Genomic DNA, 16,562 nt, shown 5'->3' with positions numbered 1-16,562 from the left:
AAAAACTTGACTTGCCCGCGGTTTTGTGAGCCTTATAATGAAAATATGACAACAGAAATCATGTGAAAAAGGATAGTTATGGCGAAAACCGTACTTGTGGTCGGCGGAGGCTTGGCAGGCTGCGAATGTGCTTTGTATTTGGCGAAACATGGAATCACCGTTTTTTTGTTTGAACAGAAACCGATACAGTTTTCTCCCGCCCATGTGAGCGGATATTTGGGAGAATTGGTTTGTTCCAACTCTTTCCGTTCCATGCGCGATGAAGGTCCGCAAAGTTCGGGTATCGGTCTGCTTCAGGCGGAAATGCACGAACTGGGCAGCCATGTTATGGCTGCTGCCTATGCCCACAGCGTGCCGGCGGGAAAAGCTCTTGCCGTGAACAGGGAAGAATTTGCAAAGGCTCTGACAGGAAAAGTCGAAGAAAATCCCAATATACGGCTTATCCGCAAAAGCGTGCGGAATTTGGAAGAAATTGAAGCCTTGAAAGCGGAATACGGGGCGGAATATGTGGTTTTGGCGACGGGACCGCTCACGTCCGAAAGTTTGGCGCAGTCTTTGTCCGCTGCCGTGGGCAGTGAATATTGTTATTTTTATGATGCCATTGCACCGATTGTTTCTGCCGAATCTTTGAATACGGATAGTATTTTCCGCGGTTCCCGTTATGATAATGTCGCACCGCCGCCTTATAATGACGAAGTTGCGCGGAGTGCGGAATTGTCAAAAGAATGGCGTGAAAAAATGCAGGCGGAAATGCTGGAATTTAAACAGAAGCAGGCCGCGGAAAAGGGCGGACAGCAAGAAATGCAGGAAGAAAACGACGGCGATTATTTAAACTGCCCCATGCATAAATTCGAGTATGAGGCATTTTATCAGGCTTTGCTTGATGCGGAAAAGGTGCCTTCCCGCAATTTTGAAAAAGAAGTGCATTTTGAAGGGTGCATGCCCATTGAAGCCCTTGCGGAACGCGGGGAAAAAACGCTGACATTCGGTTCTCTGAAGCCTGTTGGCTTTACAGATCCGAGAACCGGCAGGCGCCCTTACGCCCTTTTGCAGCTGCGGGCGGAAAATGCCAGTGCTGACGCGTTTAATTTGGTAGGCTGCCAAACCAAAATGACCTACAAGGCGCAGGACAGTGTTTTTCGCTTGGTTCCGGGACTTGAGAATGCGGAATTTTTGCGTTACGGCTCCGTGCACAGGAATACGTATGTCAACGCGCCCAAATGCTTGGACGGCAATTTAGCCATAAAGGGGCATGAACATATTCTTCTGGCAGGGCAGATCACAGGTGTCGAGGGGTATGTGGAATCAGCCGCCTGCGGGTTATGGGCGGGAATAAAGCTCGCCAGCCGCCTGCTTGGAAAAGAGCTTGAAGATTTGCCTTTGACAACGGCGTTAGGGGCATTGATGAACCATTTGAAAAATGCGCAAATGAAACAGTTCCAGCCCTCGAATATTCATTTCGGACTTATGCCCGATTTAGAGGAAAAAACTAAAAAAGCCAATAGGAAAACCCTCATGGCGGAGCGTGCCAAACGGGATTTTGCGGAATGGAAACGGCATTTTTGGGATAACTGAAAACTGCTGTCAGTATTCAGCATTGTCAGGTAAAGAGCAGGCTTTTTCAAATTCCTTTTGTGAGGGCAGAATGCGCTTTTCTTTAGACGGAAAGTTGTTATCAAAAATCTCCGCATTTTGATTATTTATTTCAAATACATTGGAAAATTGCACATATCCGGCAACATCGGACAGCGCGTTTTCTTGCAGGGGAAGTGCAAGCAGGCTTTGATAATAAAGCCCGTCCGGCATGGAACTCCGGTATTTTTTGCGCAGCAAAAACCGTAGGGCGCATATTCTTTCGGACCGCCCAAAATAAGAATTGCGGAATATCCCAATTGCCGTGCTTTTTATATGCTGTGCAGAATTAATTTTTTGCCGAAGCCTTGTCTTTGGAATTTCAGTTCAATAAAAACAGGGGCGAACGTTATTGCCGGAACAGAGGGTGAGTCGGAGCGGATAATGTTTGAACGGGTATAAAAAATACCGCCGATGATTTTCTTGCCGTATTCAAGGACAAAGCTCAATTCGGGAATAAAATCCTTGTGCGTGCGCATGGAATGGATGAGGAAATGCTCATAACAGCCTTGTGTGTAAACATTCCAAAAAGCGTTGCGGCAGCAGTTTTCTGCGGTAAAATAATCTTGTTCTGCTTCACGGCGTATCGTTATGAGCATGTTTTTTTTATTCCTGCATGAACAAATCTGTGGACATGTAGCGTTCGCCCGTGTCGCAGGCAATGGTGACGATGTTCTTGCCTTGAAATTCCTTGCGTTTGGAAAGTTCAAGGGCTGCCGCAATATTCGCGCCCGTGGAAATTCCTCCGTTCAAAGCATCCGTTTTAAGGGCTTTGCGCGCTGTTTCCTTGGCTGTTCGTGTGTTCACCGTCAAAATTTCAGTAATAAGGCTTTTGTCAACAATATCAGGAACAAAGCCTGCGCCTATGCCTTGAATGCCATGGGGGGCAGCCGGTTTTCCCGATAAAACGGCGGATTCTTCCGGCTCGATGATGCCTAAGAAAATAAGCGGATAGTATTCTTTTAAATATTTGCCGACACCCATAAACGTAGCTCCGGAACCCGCTCCTGCCACAAATGCGTCAATGCTTATTTTTTCTTGCATGGCTTGGGCGCGGATTTCCGGTCCTGTGCTTTCATAATGGGCTTTCGGACCTATGGGGTTGCTGAATTGATTGGGACGAAAAGCGTTTTTGCTGTTATTATAGAGTTCTTCCGCTTTTTCCTGAGCCCCGCTCATGCCCTTATTCGCGGGCGTTAAAATAATTTCAGCGCCCAAGCCCTGCATAAGTTTGCGGCGTTCAATGCTTGCCGATTCCGGCATGCAGACAATGAGCCTTATGCCAAGTTCCGCACAGACAACGGCAAGCCCTATGCCTAAATTGCCGCTTGTCGCTTCAATCACTGTTCCGTCTTGGGTAAGTTTTCCTGTGGCGAGCGCGTCCTTGACATAGGCGAGGGACGCTCTGTCTTTGATTGAGCCTCCCGGATTACGCATTTCCGCTTTTACGTAAATATTCGCTCCCGCTTCTTTGGAGAGATTTTTTAAATGAATGAGGGGCGTATTGCCGATGCTTGTTAACATATCCATAACAGCCTCTTTATTTGATTATGATTTTCATATGGTATCTTCTTTTGTGAACATGCGCCAATTCGTGCCGTTTTCTGTCGTTTCCGGAACAACGTCAAGTATGGCTCGGTTTTTCCAAAAATAACTTAAGCTGTTGTCAGGTCCGATGTGGCATTTCATATTGGCGGAAATCTCATCAGGGGTGAGTTTTTTTATATTGACGCCAAGTTCTTCCAGCTGCTCACGCAACAGTTCTTCAATGCGCTGAGCGACTCGGGCATTTGGTTTCATGGGGTTTTGCATAATAGTATTTCCTGTTTTTTTCATATTATACGGCTTTATCTTGACTTGTCAAAGTCAAAAAGCAAGGGTATGATTAAAAAAAACGCGAGGTGGAATATGATACATCATGTGGTTTGGTGGACGCTCAAAGACGGCGTCAACGGCAAATCGGCAAAGGAAGCCGCTGATTACTTGGTTAAGCTTGGCATGGAAAAAATGGCGGGAAAAATCGACGTATTGCTTTCCCTGGAAATGACGGCGCAGTTTGCGAAGACGACAACGCAGGAAATGCAGCTGCTGCTCCACAGCACCCATAAGGACGAGCAGGCTTTGGCGGAATATGCGGCGCACCCCGTCCATGTGGAATTTGCCGGTGAATTGAAACAATATGCAAGTTCAAGACAAGCCATCGATTATATTGTATAAAATTTGCAAAAGTAAAAACTATAACAAAGAGCAGGAAAATTTTCCTGCTCTTTGTTATAGAAAAATCATATAGTATATTTTGTAAAATAACAATTCCGTATGATTTTCATATCGTTTTGTTATCATTATCTTATTATCGTTTTTTTCTTCTTTTTTGGGGAATTATTCCCCTTCCCTCTATACGAAAAAAAACTTTATAGGTTTTGTCCATAACGGTTTTGCTCTTGTGTAATTTTGGGTATTGCTAAAACGTGTTTGGAGCATTTCCAAAATATTGCAGGAAAATTATTATGAAAAGTTTTGAGAGCAGGGTAGGGAGAGAGTTTTTTCTGCGTGGCATTTTCCCATGATGAGCGTCATTGCATTATTATCATGAAGCTGCGGGAATGAAAAAAATAATTTTGTGGTTAATTGTTAAAAGAAAAGGTCAATCTTATGATTGACCTCATATCATACTGGGGGAGTATGAAAAAAAATGGCGGAACGGAAGGGACTTGAACCCTCGGCCTCCGACGTGACAGGCCGGCGTTATAACCGACTTAACTACCGTTCCGTAATGTTTTGAAACGTATTTCAATATATAAAAATGCAAAGCATTATTTTTTTTTTTAGTGGCGGAACGGAAGGGACTTGAACCCTCGGCCTCCGACGTGACAGGCCGGCGTTATAACCGACTTAACTACCGTTCCGCAAGTGGCTGAAAGCCACCGGAAAAAAATATGTATATGGAAGTTGAAAGTTTGTCAATAAAAAAATGCTGTTTTTTAATTTATTTTTTCCTCTTCCATCGCCTTTTTCTTGAGGGCGATTTCAATGCAGGAAAGAGCGGCGGGCGTCACTCCTGAAATTCTGGCGGCTTGCCCCAAATTGAGCGGTTTCACCCGGTTGAGTTTTTCTTGGATTTCACGGGAAAGCCCCGGCATGTCCGTATAGTCCAAATCCTTTGGCAGGAGTATTTTTTCCTGATTGGCTGTTTTTTGGACTATTTCTTCCTGCCGTGACAAGTAGCCTGAATATTTGGTGATGATTTCCGCTGTTTCGCAGATTTCCGGATAGGCGGTTAAATATTTTGCAAGTTCCGGCAAGAATTTCGCAATGTCTTTCAGCTGCATATTGGGGCGGCGGCAAAGGTCTTCCAGCGTGATGGCTTTTGTCGGGGCGGCTTCGTTCATTTCCTCGAGGATAGCCTTTGTTTTTGCGTCAGGCCGTATGGTATTTTCTTGAAGCAAGGTTAAAATTTCCTGCAAAATTTTTTGTTTTTTGGTGAAAAGCGCAAAATGTTCATCGCTCACAAGTCCGCGTTCGCGTCCGATAGGAGTGAGCCTTTGGTCTGCATTGTCTTCACGCAGAAGCAGGCGGTATTCCGCGCGGGAAGTGAACATTCTAAAAGGTTCTTCCGTGCCTTTTGTTACAAGTTCGTCAATTAAAACAGCTAAATAAGCTTGGTCACGCCGCAAAAGGAACGGTTCGCGGTTTTCAAGGCGCGCCGCTACGTTGAAAGCTGCCCATAAGCCTTGGGCGGCGGCTTCTTCATAGCCTGATGTTCCGTTGATTTGTCCTGCAAACCATAGTCCTTCGACTTTTTTTGTTTCAAGGGTGGGTTTGAGTTGAATGGGATTTGCATAATCGTATTCGATAGCGTAACCGGGACGGACGATTTTTGCATTTTCCAAACCCGTGATGCTGGCGACCATGCCTTCCTGGATGTCAAGGGGCAGGCTTGTGGAAATGCCGTTGGGATAACATTCTTCGCTGTTTATCCCTTCCGGTTCGATGAACACCTGATGGCGCTCACGTTCCGGAAAGCGGGCGACCTTGTCTTCCACGGAAGGGCAGTATCTTGCTCCGGTTCCTTCGATAACGCCTGTGAACAACGGGGATCTGTCCATTCCTGAGCGGATGATGTCGTGGGTTTTTTCGTTGGTCCAAGTGATGTAGCAGGAAACCTGCGGCAGTTTCGCTCCTTCGCCGTGGAAACTGAACGTGGGGGGAGGAAAATCGCCTTGCTGTTCTTCCAGCGCGTCAAAGTCAATGGAATCATAGCGTATTCTGGGCGTTGTGCCTGTTTTGAGGCGCCCGAGCTCTATGCCCAAGCGTCTGAGCGCTTCGGACAAATGCATGCTAGGCGCGTCGCCAAGCCTGCCTCCTGCCAAATGTTCCAAGCCGATATGAATAAGCCCGCAAAGGAATGTTCCTGTGGTCAAAAGAATGTGCGGGGCATGGAATTTTTTGCCGACAGCGGTGACAACACCTTGTATTTTATGGGTTGTCCCGTTGTTTTCCGGGATTTCTTCCGCAATTAAATCTTCAACGATATCTTGCCAAAGGGTGATGTTTTTTTCTTTGAAAATAGCTGATTTTACTGTTTTTATATAGGCTTCCCTATCCATTTGCGCCCGTCTTGAGCGTACGGCGGGACCTTTGCTTTGGTTTAAAATTCTGAACTGGATACCGGCTTCATCCGCCCAAAGTCCCATGGAACCGCCGAGAGCGTCGATTTCACGGACCAAATGCCCCTTGGCAAGTCCGCCGATGGCAGGATTGCAGGACAAATGCCCGATTCTGTCGATATTGCCCGTAACAAGCAGGGTCTTGTGTCCCAATTTAGCAAGGGCCATGGCGGCTTCGCAGCCCGCGTGCCCCGCGCCTACGACGATACAGTCAAAACGTTCTTCTTTCATAGCAAATCCGATAAATTGTGTTTGTCCAATATATCCGGAACTTGAAAAAAATAAAAGGATTTTTTGCGCTAAAATTTTGCGTTGCCATTATCCGCATAACTTGCTAAAAAGCAAGAATAGTCCAAAAGAAAAAATAAAGGATACGATATGTCACCTGTTTGGAAAGGTTTTTTAATAGGTTCTTCCTTGGGAATTTTCGCCGCCCTTTTCGGAGTGACCGACAATATGCCGAGAAGCGTGCTTTTGGGAATAATCGGCGGCATTTGCGCGGGAATTACTTTTAAAATTCGTGAAAGCAAGAAAAAATGATATGGCGCAGAGGATTTTCTTTTTTTTATATGGCTTGCTGTGGTTCGCGGTCAAGCCTTTTTTGAAAAGGCACAAGCGCCTGAGCGAGGGATACGGGGAACGCATTGTCGGCGGTTCTTGGCTGGAACTCGCCCGGAAAAATCCCGTGTCGCTTTGGATACAGGCGTCTTCCGGGGGAGAGGCGTATCTCACTCTTGAACTTTTGAAGCATATTTCCGCCGAACATGCGGGCATGCATATCCTTTGCACGAGCATGACCAAACAAGGCATGGACGTTTTGCAAAAAGGCAAACAGGCTTTTGAACGGAAATGGCAGGAAACCCATGCGCTTCCCGTTCCTTTGATTTCGCTTTGCTATTTTCCTTTTGACGATGAGAGGTCCATGCAAAAGGCGTTTTCACTCGCAAGACCGAAAAACTGCATTTTGCTTGAAACGGAGCTTTGGCCTTGTTTCATGCTCATGTGCAAAAGGAACGGGACCGCATTGTATGTCGTGAATGCCCGCATGACCGATAAGACGCATGCGGCATACAGAAAACTGAAGGCTGCTTTTTCAGGCGTGAATCCGAAAAAGATTTTTGCGACACGGGAAAAGGATAAGGAGCATTATCAGGAAATTTTTCCGCAGAGCGAATGCGCGTTCATGCATAATATGAAATTTGACGGCATATACCATGAACTTTTGCTTGCCATGCAGGAAAAAAAGGAAAATCCGCTGCAGGCTGTTTTTGACGGAAAGACATGCATTTATCTTTTTGCCTCTGTGCGCAGGGAAGAAGAGGGGGAATTTGTTCCTCTTGTTGAAACATTGCACAGGCAAAAGAAAAAGAGCGCGGTATGCATAGCTCCCCGTCATGTGGCGCGTTTTGCGGAATGGAAAAGGATTTTGCAGGAAAAAGGGCTGAATGTGCGGTTCGTTTCCGATATTTTCGCTGAAAATGACCAGATAAAAGCCGGAGACATTGTTGTTTGGGATAGGTTTGGCGATTTGAAAAAACTTTATGCGCTTACCGATTATGCCGTCGTGGGGGGAAGCTTCGCTCCTTTGGGCGGGCAGAATTTTTTAGAGCCCCTTGCGTATGGGATTGTTCCGCATAGCGGCGTGCATCTGCATAATTTCTTATGGGTATTCGAGAAGCGGGAAAAAAATCTCGCAGAAGAAAATTTGCTTTATCTGCACAGTTCTGTTTCTATGCTTGCAAAAGCGCTTTTAGCGCAGCCTGAAAAAAAGTTTACACAACATGCTGAAATTCAAGAACGTTTTAAAATATGGCTTAAACCATTAATTGGTGGTACAAAAACAGTCATGGAAGAAATATTGAAAAATATTTCCCGTTGTTAGAAGAGGCTGATTGGAAAAATCGTATGTTTTTTAAAAAAATTCAGGATATTTTTTCTTCCGTGAAAGAAAACGTTGTGATAATCGGAGCGGGGGAAGTGGGGTTGCATCTTGCGAAGCGGCTGACCCAAGAGGAAAAAAACGTCGTTGTCATCGATAAGGACAAAAGCCGCTTGGATCGAATAACCCAATTTGCGGACGTGCAGACTATTTTAGGTTCGGGGTCTTCGCCTAAAACGCTTGCCTTGGCTCATGTGGAAGACGCCCATTATGTCATTGCGGTCACCAATGACGACGAAGTGAATCTGGTCGCCTGCCTCTTTGCCAACGCCCTTTCCCCGCAGGCTGTGAAATTGGCGCGTATCAGCAATAAGGAATATGAGGAATATCCCAATGTCCTTGGCGGGACAAGTTTGAATATCCAGCTCATGGTCCACCCCGAAAGCGAAGTCGTGCGCAGTATCGACCGTCTTCTGTCCCTGCCGGCGTCGCAGGATTATGCGGAATTTGCCGGCGGGCATTTGCGTATGGTCGCCTATAACATTGCAGATACGGAACTTGTGGGCAAAAAACTTTTTGAATTTAAAGAATTTGTCAAAAGTGACAATATCATGGTCGCCGCCATAATCCGGAACAGCAAGCTGGTCATTCCCAACGGGCAGGTTGTTCTGCAGGAAAACGACCTTGTTTACTTCGCTTATGTGGATGTCGCCCAACGGGATTTGTTGCGGTTTTTGAAGAAAAACAGGGCGTTTTTCCATTCTGTCTGCATTGTCGGCGGCGGAAAAATCGGGTATCTGCTTGCAAAGCGTTTTGAAGACAAGGGCTTGGATGTCAAAATAATAGAAAAGGATGAAGCCCGCTGCGAAGAACTTGCCGCGCTTCTTGACAGCACGCTGATTTTGCATGGTGACGCTACGGAAACCACCTTGCTCAAAGAAGAGAATGTGGGCAGAATGGATGTCATTGTCGCTGTCACGGCGGACGAAGAAACCAATATTTTGGCTTGCCTTTTGGCGAAAAGCATGGGGGCGAGGGATTCTGTCGCACGTGTGAACAAGTCGGAATATTTGCCCATTGTGAAACATATCGGAATCGACCATAGCGTAAGCACGCGGCTTGCCGCCGTGAACGGGTTCCTGAGCTATATCCGGCAAGGGAATGTCGTGGCTTTCGCTTCTGTCGCTTCGGACGCTGCGGAAGTTATGGAGGTGTATCTTGCGGAAACGTCGCAGCTTATCAACAAGCCCCTTATGATGCTTGCTTTTCCAAAAAATGTGATCATGCTTGCCTATATGCGCGACGAAAAGGTTTTTATCCCGCATGGGCAGACTGTCTTTTTAGCCGGCGATCATGTGATTTTTTTGGGCGAGCAAAATGCGATGCATGAACTTGATGCGCTTATCGGGGAAAAAACATTTAAACAAGATGATAAAAACAGAATATTGACCACATGGAAAAAGTAATCATTGCAACAAAAAATAAAGGAAAATTGGCGGAACTCGAAGAGCCTTTGAACGCTTTCGGTTTTTGTGTCGAAACCTTGCCTTTCGGCTATCCGGAAATAGAGGAAAACGGCGAAAGTTTTGAAGAAAACGCTCTTATCAAGGCGCGGTACGTCTGTAAGGATTTAAAATGTATCGCCATTGCGGATGACAGCGGGCTTTGTGTGGATTATCTGCAGGGCGAGCCCGGAATTTTTTCCGCCCGGTATGCCAATGATTATCCGCTGCTTGAGGGAGAAACAAAAGACCAGGCAAATAATCGGAAGTTATTGGATAAAATGAAAAACGTGCCTATGGAAAAAAGGCGGTGCGCTTTCCATTGCGCCATGGCGGCGGTTTTTCCCGACGGAAAAGAAATCATAGCCCATGAAACATGGGAGGGAAGATTGCTCTTTGAAGAACGCGGAAAAAATGGTTTCGGGTATGACCCGCTTTTTTTTGATGAAGAATTGAAATGTACCGGAGCCGAAATGGAAAAAAGCGTCAAAATGGGGCGTTCCCATAGGGCTAAAGCTTTGCAGGCAGTGATTGAAGCTTTCGGGAACTTGAAATAATGTCTTTGTTTGCTAAAATAAACGCCAAGCAGCAAATGGGAATAGCCGCCCTCATTATGGGCTTCAGTGTCCTTGTTTCCCGCTTTATGGGACTTTTTCGGGACAAGGTTATTTCTTGGCAGTTCGGGGCGGGCGGAGAAACGGATTTATATTTCGCGGCGTTCATTTTGCCTGATTTTTTAAATTATTTGCTGGCGGGAGGCTATGTTTCCATTACCCTTATTCCTCTTCTTTCCAAACTTATGGAGAACGACGAGGAAGATGCGTGGAAATTTTTCAGCGGCGTTCTTATTTGGGCAAGCGGCATAGTCGTTGTCTTATCGGCAGTATTGTGGATTTTCGCTCCTTATCTTGTCCCTTTTCTCGCTCCGGGGTTTAGCGAAACGCAGTTTGTGCGGCTTACGGAATTTTTACGCATAATTTTGCCGGCGCAAATTTGTTTTTTGCCCGGAGCTTGTTTCACCGCCTTGCTGTATATCAGAAAAAAATTTACCGTGCCTGCTCTCATTCCTTTAATATATAACGGCATGATTTTGCTGTGCGGGGTTTTCTTTCCTTATTTAGGCATTGCCGAGGGCATGGAGGGGTTTTGCTGGGGTGTTTTGCTGGGCGCTTTTTTAGGTTCTTTCCATTTGCCTTTTCTTGCGGCGAAAGCGGACGGCATTCGCTTTTATTGGATTTTGAAGCATCGTTGTTTCAAGCGTTTTTTGTGTCTTGCCGTGCCTCTTATGCTGGGACAGTCCATTGTTGTTTTGGATGAGCAGTTCATCCGTATTTTTGGAAGCATGGCAGGCACGGGCGAGGTGAGTTTGCTGAGCTATTCCAGAAGAATCATGATGGTTCCGGTCGGGGTTGTGGCGCAGGCGGCGGGGGTTGCTTCTTTTCCTTTTTTGGCAAGCTTGTTCGTAAAAAACGATATGCAAAGTTTTTGTCAAACTATGCACAGCGCCATAAAAAATACCTTGATTTTGGTTCTGCCCGTTACGTTTTATATGATAGCTGCGGCAAAACCCGTTCTCGGACTTATTTTCGAGGGAGGGCAATTCGGCGCGGAAGAAACCGTTCTCGCAGCCCCTTATTTGCAGATTATGATGATAGCCGTGCCTTTTTGGTGTGTTCAGCAAATTTTGGGACGTTCTTTTTATGCCATGGAAAATACTGTGACTCCGGCTTTGGTCGGTTCAATGATAACGGTGTTCATCATTCCTTTTTATTTTTACTGCGCTCCCCGTTTCGGAGCTGTTTCCGTGGCATTTCTGACCAGCGCGTCCGTTATCGCTTATACCTTAACTTTATGGTTTGCCGGCCGAAAATATTTTCAGAGAGCCTATCGGGGAATACTTTGTCTTTTGTTGAAAAATGTGTTATGCAATGGCATACCTTTTTTCCTTTGCCTTGCGGGAGGGTATTGTTCCGAATTGTTTTTGCAGGGAAAAATCCCGCTTTTGTGGGTGCAGCTCGCGCAAATCGGTTTTGCCGGTTTAGTGTATCTGATCAGTTATTTGATAGTGGCAAAATATTTCATGCCGGAAAATATAACCTTGTTGATTTCGCCTTTTTTGCGGCGTTTGAAAAGGTAGGTGCATATGGAAGTCATCCGTTCGGAGCGGGCAGGTTTTTGCATGGGGGTCGCCTTAGCGCTTAAAAAACTTGATGTATTGGTGGAAAAAGGCGGACATGTGGGCACGTTCGGTCCCATCATCCATAATCCTTTTGTGCTGGAAGAATACGCCATGAAAGGGGTGCGCTGTTTTGGTTCCGTGCAGGCGGTGAAAGAAGCGCTGGAACCTTTTTATGTTTTTTTGGAAACAATCGATGAAGAAAAGAGAAAAGAGGGGCAGCTGCAGCTCAATCTTTTAATCCGCGCCCACGGCATTCCGTACAGTACGGAGAGTTTTTTGCGTAATTTGCCCCATGTGCAGCTGATGGATGCGACATGTCCGCGGGTGAAAGAAGCCCAAAATGCGATCGGCAAAGCCACGCAGGGCGGACAAGGCACCCGGACGCTTCTTTTGTTTGGCGACGCAAACCACCCGGAAGTGGACGGTTTGGTTTCCTATGCGAAAGGAAAATATATCATTTCGCCGGATTCTGAAAAGTTGATCGGTTATGCGCAGAAAAATAACCGGGAAGAAATGGTTTTAGCCGCTCAAACGACACAGGACAGGGCTGTTTTCGACACGATAAAAAAAGAACTTCTTGAGGTGGCGGCAACAAAGCCGATTATCTTGGAAACGATTTGCGATGCGACGAAACTCCGTCAGGATGAGGCGCTGGCTATTGCGGAACGTGTGCAGGCTATGGTGGTCATAGGCGGAAAGGAAAGCGGAAATACGAAAAGATTGGCGGAATTGGTTTTTTCTAAAAATATCCCTACAGTTTTGGTGGAAAGTGCCGATGAGTTAAAAAGAGAATTTTTTAAAAACGTTAAAAAAGTTGGTCTGACCGCAGGAGCATCAACCCCGAAACGCTTGGTGGATGAAGCGGAAAGGCTATTGGCTTCATGGTGAATGCTAGACGGTTTTAGGAGGAATATATGTCTCAAACAAATATTTTATTGGAAGCAGGTACAAACGAACTTGAGATTGTGGAATTTTATATTGATGAACCTGTGACCGAGCTTGATTCAGGCACTTCCAGTGCTTTGAAATTGATTCAAGAAGAGGGCAAAGAACCTATTTATCGCGGTTATTATGGGGTTAACGTTGCTAAAGTTTTGGAAATCATCCAATTGCCTCATGTGACTCCGCTGCCGGAATTGCAAAGTGATTCCGTTTTGGGCGCGTTTAATTTGCGTTCGCAGATCATTCCCTTGGTTGATTTGAATATTTGGCTTGAAAAACAAAGCTTGCTCAACCATAATCCTCCTAAGGTCGTTGTGACGGAATTCAACAATGTGACGACAGCGTTCAAAGTTTCAGGCGTAAACCGTATTCACCGTATCAGCTGGGAAGACGTGGACGCTCCGAACTCTTACATGTCTTTCTTCTCCAAAGGCTGCATTACCGGGGTTGTCCGTCTTGAGGACAGAATTGTTTTCATTCTTGACCTTGAAAAAATCGTGACGGAACTCAATCCTAATCTCGGTCTTCGCCTCGATGCTGCAATCAATTGGAAAGAAACGCAAAATTACCGCGCATTTGTTTGTGACGACTCTTCCCTTATCAGAAACATGCTGAAAACGCTTTTGCAGGAAGCGAATTTTGAAGTGCGTGATTTTACCAATGGTCAGGAAGCTTGGGACGAACTTTGCAGTTTGCGCAAAAAAGCCATTGAAGAAGGCAAGGATGTCAGCGATTATATCCAAGTTGTCATTTCTGATATCGAAATGCCGAGAATGGACGGGCATACGCTTTGCAAAACCATTAAAGAAGACCCTTATATGAAAAAAATTCCTGTTATTTTGTTCTCTTCCCTTATTACGGATAAGCTCCGTCATAAAGGGGAATCCGTGGGGGCGGACGAACAGATTTCCAAACCGGGTGTAACCCTGCTTGCACAGCGCGCCCATGAGCTCATCCATCAGTATGCCGACGGTTATGTTCCGGAGCCTTTTAAAGAAGAAACAAAATAATATGAAAATCTTAGTTCTTGGTGTTGGAAATGTTCTCTACCGCGATGAGGCCGTCGGTGTGAAAACTGTGCTGAAAATGCAGGAAGAATACAGTTTTCCGGAAAATGTACGTCTTCTTGACGGCGGAACGCTCGGTATGGGACTTATGGACAGTTTGATGGACGCTGATTTGGCTGTCATCATAGATGCGGTCAAAGGCGGGCATGAAGCGGGAACCTTATACCGTTTGGTCGGCGATGACTTGCGAAAAAGCATGAGCTTTTCCGATTCCTTGCACCAGACCGATTTGGTGGACACGCTTATTTATTGCGATTTGATAGGGCATAGACCCGATTGCGTGGTCATAGGCGTTGAGCCGGAAGACTTTACGTCCCTGAATTTGGAATTAAGCCCGAAAATTCAGGAGGCTGTGCCAAAACTGATACATGAAGTTTTGAAAGAACTGGAAAAACATGGTGTCCAATACAGCAAAAAATAGAGAAAGGAGCGCAAGCTCCTTTTTTTGTGGGGAATACCTCCCCGCACCGCGTGAAAAGCGGGGTATGCTTGGGGGAAATTAAAGCGTCTTCGCATGACATTAAGAATTATCGTCATAGAATTTGAATCGATTTGCAGCGGTAAAAAGGGTGATTTTTTCAAGAGCTTTTTTTATTGCATGAAAAAATTAAAAAAACAAAGAAAGAAAATAGCTCCTTATTTTTATGCATTCACATGAATATGATACGGAAATACTTTGGAATATAAAGATAGCAACTTGTTATTTATCTATTTTTCAAGTTTTAAATGCAGCAAGGGGAAGTGATTGCCTAAATCGTCGTATTCACTGCGGGCGAATTGGGTAAAGCCCATTTTTCGGTAAAAAGCGAAAGCATCGGGATTTTCTTCGTTCACATCGACAAATTGAATCCGATAAGCATTTTTCGCGTGTTCGACCAAACTTTTACCCAGTCCTTGTTTTTGGGCTTTCGGATGGATGAAGAGCATTTCCAATTTGTCGTTTTCAATGCCCATAAAGCCGAGCAATTCGTCTTCTTCGTTTTGCGCTGTCAATAAAAAGGGAACGTTCTTTATTGCGTTTAAAACAAGAGGATACAGTTTTTCTTTATCTTTCTGTGTTAAAAAATGATGCGTGCTTGCGACTGATTGTTTCCATACTTCCCCAAGTTCCAGCACAAGTTTTTTAGGGCGTTGGTGTTGGGATACGATATGCTGTATAGATTTCTCCCGAATATGAAAAAAATTGCGGACCAATAAAGGAATATCGGCGGGATATGTGTTATCGATAACTATGCACGAATGCCGGTGTTCTTTACATTGCGCCAAATTATTTTGATTTTCTTCAATAAGCAGCTCTTTGTGAATTTTATCGTTTTTTCTGTTTTCTATGATTGAGGCGTACTTTTGTATCTCTATGAAATGATTTAGAATATAGTCTTGGCTCATGATAAGGCAGCAAAAGCGGATATGGGCCGCTTCCTCGTTTGAAAAGTCTTCTTTCCATGTAAAGGGAATATAGGCGCCTTCAATAATTAAATTCTGTTTGTTTTCAAGGGCTGTTTTGATGATTTCTTTAATTATTCCCCAAAGATAGGGGGTAAGCTTTTCATCGTCTTCCGGGGTAAGCGTTGTTTGTTTGCTTCTGATAAGCCCCATTTTTAAATGGTCGATGGAAAGGTACGGATAGTGATACTCTTCAAGAAGCTTTTGCGCCAACATGGTTTTTCCCGTATGGGAAGCTCCGGAAATTAAAATAATCATGCTTTTTGTCCGTGCGGATTTTGGAATGGATTTAAAACGGCGTTCCTGTTTCTATGAGCTTTTGATAAATGAGTTTCTGCAGTTTTTTGGCGTTTTCCATAGGGACGCCGTCAGCAATTTTTTCGCCTTCGTAATGGGTAATGGCAACGCATTGGGAGCCTGTTCCGAAGAGCAGAAATTCTTTCGCTTCAAAAATTTCTTCTTCCCGTATATTGCGGGTTTCGGTCCGCATATAGGTTTCGGCAATGCTTTTGGCCATAAGGGCGGTTGTTCCCGCCAAAGCGCGTTTGAAATGAGGCAGGACGAAAATATTGTTTTTGTCGATAATACCGACGTTCGCAATGGCGGCTTCGGCTAAATAACCGTCTTCGTCAAAGGAAATGCTCACATTGACGCCTTTCGCTTCCGCTTCCTGCGCCATGAAAACATTGGGCAGGTAATTTGTTGATTTTATTTGGGCTAAAAAAGGCTGTTTTGCAGGAATGGCGCTTCTGCACGCGGTAATGCCTTGTTCCCAATAACCTGGGTCCGGCGGGTTTCCTTTTGCCGCAACGCAATAAAAACTTGCGACGGGGCATTCTTTCGGGCTGATGCCAAGTCCGCCTTCTCCGCGTCCCATCAATAATTTGGCGGAGCCATGGGCAGCACCGCCCGCTTTTGCGGTGTCCAAAACAATCTGACGGATTTCAGCATAGGGCAGGGGAGCCCGTATGCCGAGCTTGGCGGCGGAATGCTCCAAGCGCGCAATATGGGCGTCAAGTTCGAGCACTCTGTTTTCGGCAATGGTCAAGGATTCGAAACAGCCGTCTCCCCTGTGTACCAAGTGGTCGTCCAAAGGAATGCGCAACAGTCTTGCGTCCGTACAGATCGCGCCGATGCTGTGTTCATAAAAAGCGGTGACAAAATTTTCCGCTTTCCGCGGCGTGTCTTGTACTTTTTGTATCCATTCCTGACTGCTGATAAGAGGTGTCGCCATGATTATTCCCTTTGTCA

General features: G+C 45.5%; 17 protein-coding genes and 2 tRNA genes. 10 read left to right on the top strand and 9 right to left on the bottom strand.

The features are described 5' to 3' along the window. The first annotated feature begins 78 nt into the window (after positions 1–78). Positions 79–1,575, top strand: coding sequence for a methylenetetrahydrofolate--tRNA-(uracil(54)-C(5))-methyltransferase (FADH(2)-oxidizing) TrmFO (gene trmFO / locus JBF11_RS06245; RefSeq protein ID WP_334314636.1), 1,497 nt, complete (start codon positions 79–81; stop codon positions 1,573–1,575). Between the two features lie 9 nt (positions 1,576–1,584). Here trmFO and JBF11_RS06240 read toward each other — a convergent pair whose 3' ends face one another. The 4 genes from JBF11_RS06240 to JBF11_RS06225 all read right to left on the bottom strand — a co-directional run bounded on the left by JBF11_RS06240 (position 1,585) and on the right by JBF11_RS06225 (position 3,444). Beyond that, entirely contained in the window at positions 1,585–1,806 is a 222-nt protein-coding gene (locus JBF11_RS06240; RefSeq protein ID WP_334314635.1) for a hypothetical protein, read from the bottom strand. 98 nt (positions 1,807–1,904) lie between these two features. Beyond that, a complete protein-coding gene (locus JBF11_RS06235) occupies positions 1,905–2,231 on the bottom strand; it encodes a GNAT family N-acetyltransferase (RefSeq protein WP_334314634.1) in 327 nt (108 codons plus the stop codon). A gap of 7 nt (positions 2,232–2,238) precedes the next feature. After that, positions 2,239–3,162 carry a PLP-dependent cysteine synthase family protein gene (locus JBF11_RS06230; RefSeq protein ID WP_334314633.1) on the bottom strand — a complete coding sequence of 308 codons (924 nt, stop codon included), beginning with the start codon at positions 3,160–3,162 and terminating at the stop codon, positions 2,239–2,241. Positions 3,163–3,189: 27 nt separating this feature from the next. Next, a complete protein-coding gene (locus JBF11_RS06225; RefSeq protein WP_334314632.1) occupies positions 3,190–3,444 on the bottom strand; it encodes a hypothetical protein in 255 nt (84 codons plus the stop codon). 96 nt (positions 3,445–3,540) lie between these two features. Here JBF11_RS06225 and JBF11_RS06220 point away from each other — a divergent pair, with 96 nt between their 5' ends. Continuing rightward, positions 3,541–3,849, top strand: coding sequence for a Dabb family protein (locus JBF11_RS06220; protein ID WP_334314631.1), 309 nt, complete (start codon positions 3,541–3,543; stop codon positions 3,847–3,849). A gap of 476 nt (positions 3,850–4,325) precedes the next feature. On the opposite strand, the gene JBF11_RS06215 is transcribed toward JBF11_RS06220, so the two are convergent. From JBF11_RS06215 to mnmG, 3 genes are all read right to left on the bottom strand, one after another. Continuing rightward, positions 4,326–4,402, bottom strand: a tRNA-Asp gene (locus JBF11_RS06215). A 59-nt stretch (positions 4,403–4,461) separates the two neighbouring features. After that, positions 4,462–4,538, bottom strand: a tRNA-Asp gene (locus tag JBF11_RS06210). Between the two features lie 75 nt (positions 4,539–4,613). Beyond that, positions 4,614–6,530 (bottom strand): tRNA uridine-5-carboxymethylaminomethyl(34) synthesis enzyme MnmG, encoded by a 1,917-nt coding sequence (gene mnmG, locus JBF11_RS06205; RefSeq protein ID WP_334314630.1) that lies wholly within the window; start codon positions 6,528–6,530, stop codon positions 4,614–4,616. A gap of 147 nt (positions 6,531–6,677) precedes the next feature. Between mnmG and JBF11_RS06200 the strand changes: the two genes are divergently transcribed. From JBF11_RS06200 to JBF11_RS06165, 8 genes are read left to right on the top strand one after another with little or no spacing between them, the layout of a single operon-like run. Continuing rightward, positions 6,678–6,839: a hypothetical protein gene (locus JBF11_RS06200; RefSeq protein WP_334314629.1), complete on the top strand. Its 162-nt coding sequence runs from the start codon at positions 6,678–6,680 to the stop codon at positions 6,837–6,839. Position 6,840: 1 nt separating this feature from the next. After that, a complete protein-coding gene (locus tag JBF11_RS06195; protein WP_334314628.1) occupies positions 6,841–8,181 on the top strand; it encodes a 3-deoxy-D-manno-octulosonic acid transferase in 1,341 nt (446 codons plus the stop codon). A 23-nt stretch (positions 8,182–8,204) separates the two neighbouring features. Beyond that, positions 8,205–9,644, top strand: a complete 1,440-nt coding sequence (gene trkA, locus JBF11_RS06190) for a Trk system potassium transporter TrkA (protein ID WP_334314627.1) — start codon at positions 8,205–8,207, stop codon at positions 9,642–9,644. After that, complete coding sequence (gene rdgB, locus JBF11_RS06185; RefSeq protein ID WP_334314626.1) at positions 9,632–10,237, top strand: RdgB/HAM1 family non-canonical purine NTP pyrophosphatase; 606 nt, start codon at positions 9,632–9,634, stop codon at positions 10,235–10,237. Before trkA ends, rdgB begins: the two co-directional genes overlap by 13 nt. Next, on the top strand, positions 10,237–11,817 hold the full coding sequence (gene murJ / locus JBF11_RS06180; protein WP_334314625.1) for a murein biosynthesis integral membrane protein MurJ: 1,581 nt from the start codon (positions 10,237–10,239) through the stop codon (positions 11,815–11,817). Before rdgB ends, murJ begins: the two co-directional genes overlap by 1 nt. A gap of 6 nt (positions 11,818–11,823) precedes the next feature. Beyond that, positions 11,824–12,747: a 4-hydroxy-3-methylbut-2-enyl diphosphate reductase gene (ispH, locus tag JBF11_RS06175; protein WP_334314624.1), complete on the top strand. Its 924-nt coding sequence runs from the start codon at positions 11,824–11,826 to the stop codon at positions 12,745–12,747. Between the two features lie 26 nt (positions 12,748–12,773). Beyond that, positions 12,774–13,811, top strand: coding sequence for a chemotaxis protein (locus JBF11_RS06170; RefSeq protein ID WP_334314623.1), 1,038 nt, complete (start codon positions 12,774–12,776; stop codon positions 13,809–13,811). 1 nt (position 13,812) lies between these two features. Further along, positions 13,813–14,289, top strand: coding sequence for a HyaD/HybD family hydrogenase maturation endopeptidase (locus tag JBF11_RS06165; protein WP_334314622.1), 477 nt, complete (start codon positions 13,813–13,815; stop codon positions 14,287–14,289). A gap of 287 nt (positions 14,290–14,576) precedes the next feature. Here the strand turns inward: JBF11_RS06165 and JBF11_RS06160 are convergent, their stop codons facing one another. Both JBF11_RS06160 and JBF11_RS06155 read right to left on the bottom strand, forming a co-directional pair. Continuing rightward, positions 14,577–15,569, bottom strand: coding sequence for a GNAT family N-acetyltransferase (locus JBF11_RS06160; protein ID WP_334314621.1), 993 nt, complete (start codon positions 15,567–15,569; stop codon positions 14,577–14,579). A 31-nt stretch (positions 15,570–15,600) separates the two neighbouring features. Next, positions 15,601–16,545 carry an aminotransferase class IV gene (locus JBF11_RS06155; protein ID WP_334314620.1) on the bottom strand — a complete coding sequence of 315 codons (945 nt, stop codon included), beginning with the start codon at positions 16,543–16,545 and terminating at the stop codon, positions 15,601–15,603. Positions 16,546–16,562: the final 17 nt, after the last annotated feature.

Origin of the sequence: Taurinivorans muris, assembly GCF_025232395.1 — a bacterium.
Classification (GTDB): Bacteria; Desulfobacterota; Desulfovibrionia; order Desulfovibrionales; family Desulfovibrionaceae; genus Taurinivorans; species Taurinivorans muris.
Note: the sequence above shows the minus strand (reverse complement) of the source record. Positions and strands in the feature narration are given on the sequence as shown.

What these genes read in the sequence shown, in the direction of transcription:
- JBF11_RS06230 (WP_334314633.1), bottom strand. Translation starts at nt 3,162, where the DNA reads ATGGATATGTTAACAAGCATCGGCAATACGCCCCTCATTCATTTAAAA.
- JBF11_RS06165 (WP_334314622.1), top strand. Translation starts at nt 13,813, where the DNA reads ATGAAAATCTTAGTTCTTGGTGTTGGAAATGTTCTCTACCGCGATGAG.
- JBF11_RS06200 (WP_334314629.1), top strand. Translation starts at nt 6,678, where the DNA reads ATGTCACCTGTTTGGAAAGGTTTTTTAATAGGTTCTTCCTTGGGAATT.
- JBF11_RS06220 (WP_334314631.1), top strand. Translation starts at nt 3,541, where the DNA reads ATGATACATCATGTGGTTTGGTGGACGCTCAAAGACGGCGTCAACGGC.
- JBF11_RS06235 (WP_334314634.1), bottom strand. Translation starts at nt 2,231, where the DNA reads ATGCTCATAACGATACGCCGTGAAGCAGAACAAGATTATTTTACCGCA.
- JBF11_RS06170 (WP_334314623.1), top strand. Translation starts at nt 12,774, where the DNA reads ATGTCTCAAACAAATATTTTATTGGAAGCAGGTACAAACGAACTTGAG.
- mnmG (WP_334314630.1), bottom strand. Translation starts at nt 6,530, where the DNA reads ATGAAAGAAGAACGTTTTGACTGTATCGTCGTAGGCGCGGGGCACGCG.
- ispH (WP_334314624.1), top strand. Translation starts at nt 11,824, where the DNA reads ATGGAAGTCATCCGTTCGGAGCGGGCAGGTTTTTGCATGGGGGTCGCC.
- rdgB (WP_334314626.1), top strand. Translation starts at nt 9,632, where the DNA reads ATGGAAAAAGTAATCATTGCAACAAAAAATAAAGGAAAATTGGCGGAA.
- JBF11_RS06240 (WP_334314635.1), bottom strand. Translation starts at nt 1,806, where the DNA reads ATGCCGGACGGGCTTTATTATCAAAGCCTGCTTGCACTTCCCCTGCAA.
- JBF11_RS06155 (WP_334314620.1), bottom strand. Translation starts at nt 16,545, where the DNA reads ATGGCGACACCTCTTATCAGCAGTCAGGAATGGATACAAAAAGTACAA.
- trmFO (WP_334314636.1), top strand. Translation starts at nt 79, where the DNA reads ATGGCGAAAACCGTACTTGTGGTCGGCGGAGGCTTGGCAGGCTGCGAA.
- JBF11_RS06195 (WP_334314628.1), top strand. Translation starts at nt 6,841, where the DNA reads ATGGCGCAGAGGATTTTCTTTTTTTTATATGGCTTGCTGTGGTTCGCG.
- murJ (WP_334314625.1), top strand. Translation starts at nt 10,237, where the DNA reads ATGTCTTTGTTTGCTAAAATAAACGCCAAGCAGCAAATGGGAATAGCC.
- trkA (WP_334314627.1), top strand. Translation starts at nt 8,205, where the DNA reads ATGTTTTTTAAAAAAATTCAGGATATTTTTTCTTCCGTGAAAGAAAAC.
- JBF11_RS06160 (WP_334314621.1), bottom strand. Translation starts at nt 15,569, where the DNA reads ATGATTATTTTAATTTCCGGAGCTTCCCATACGGGAAAAACCATGTTG.
- JBF11_RS06225 (WP_334314632.1), bottom strand. Translation starts at nt 3,444, where the DNA reads ATGCAAAACCCCATGAAACCAAATGCCCGAGTCGCTCAGCGCATTGAA.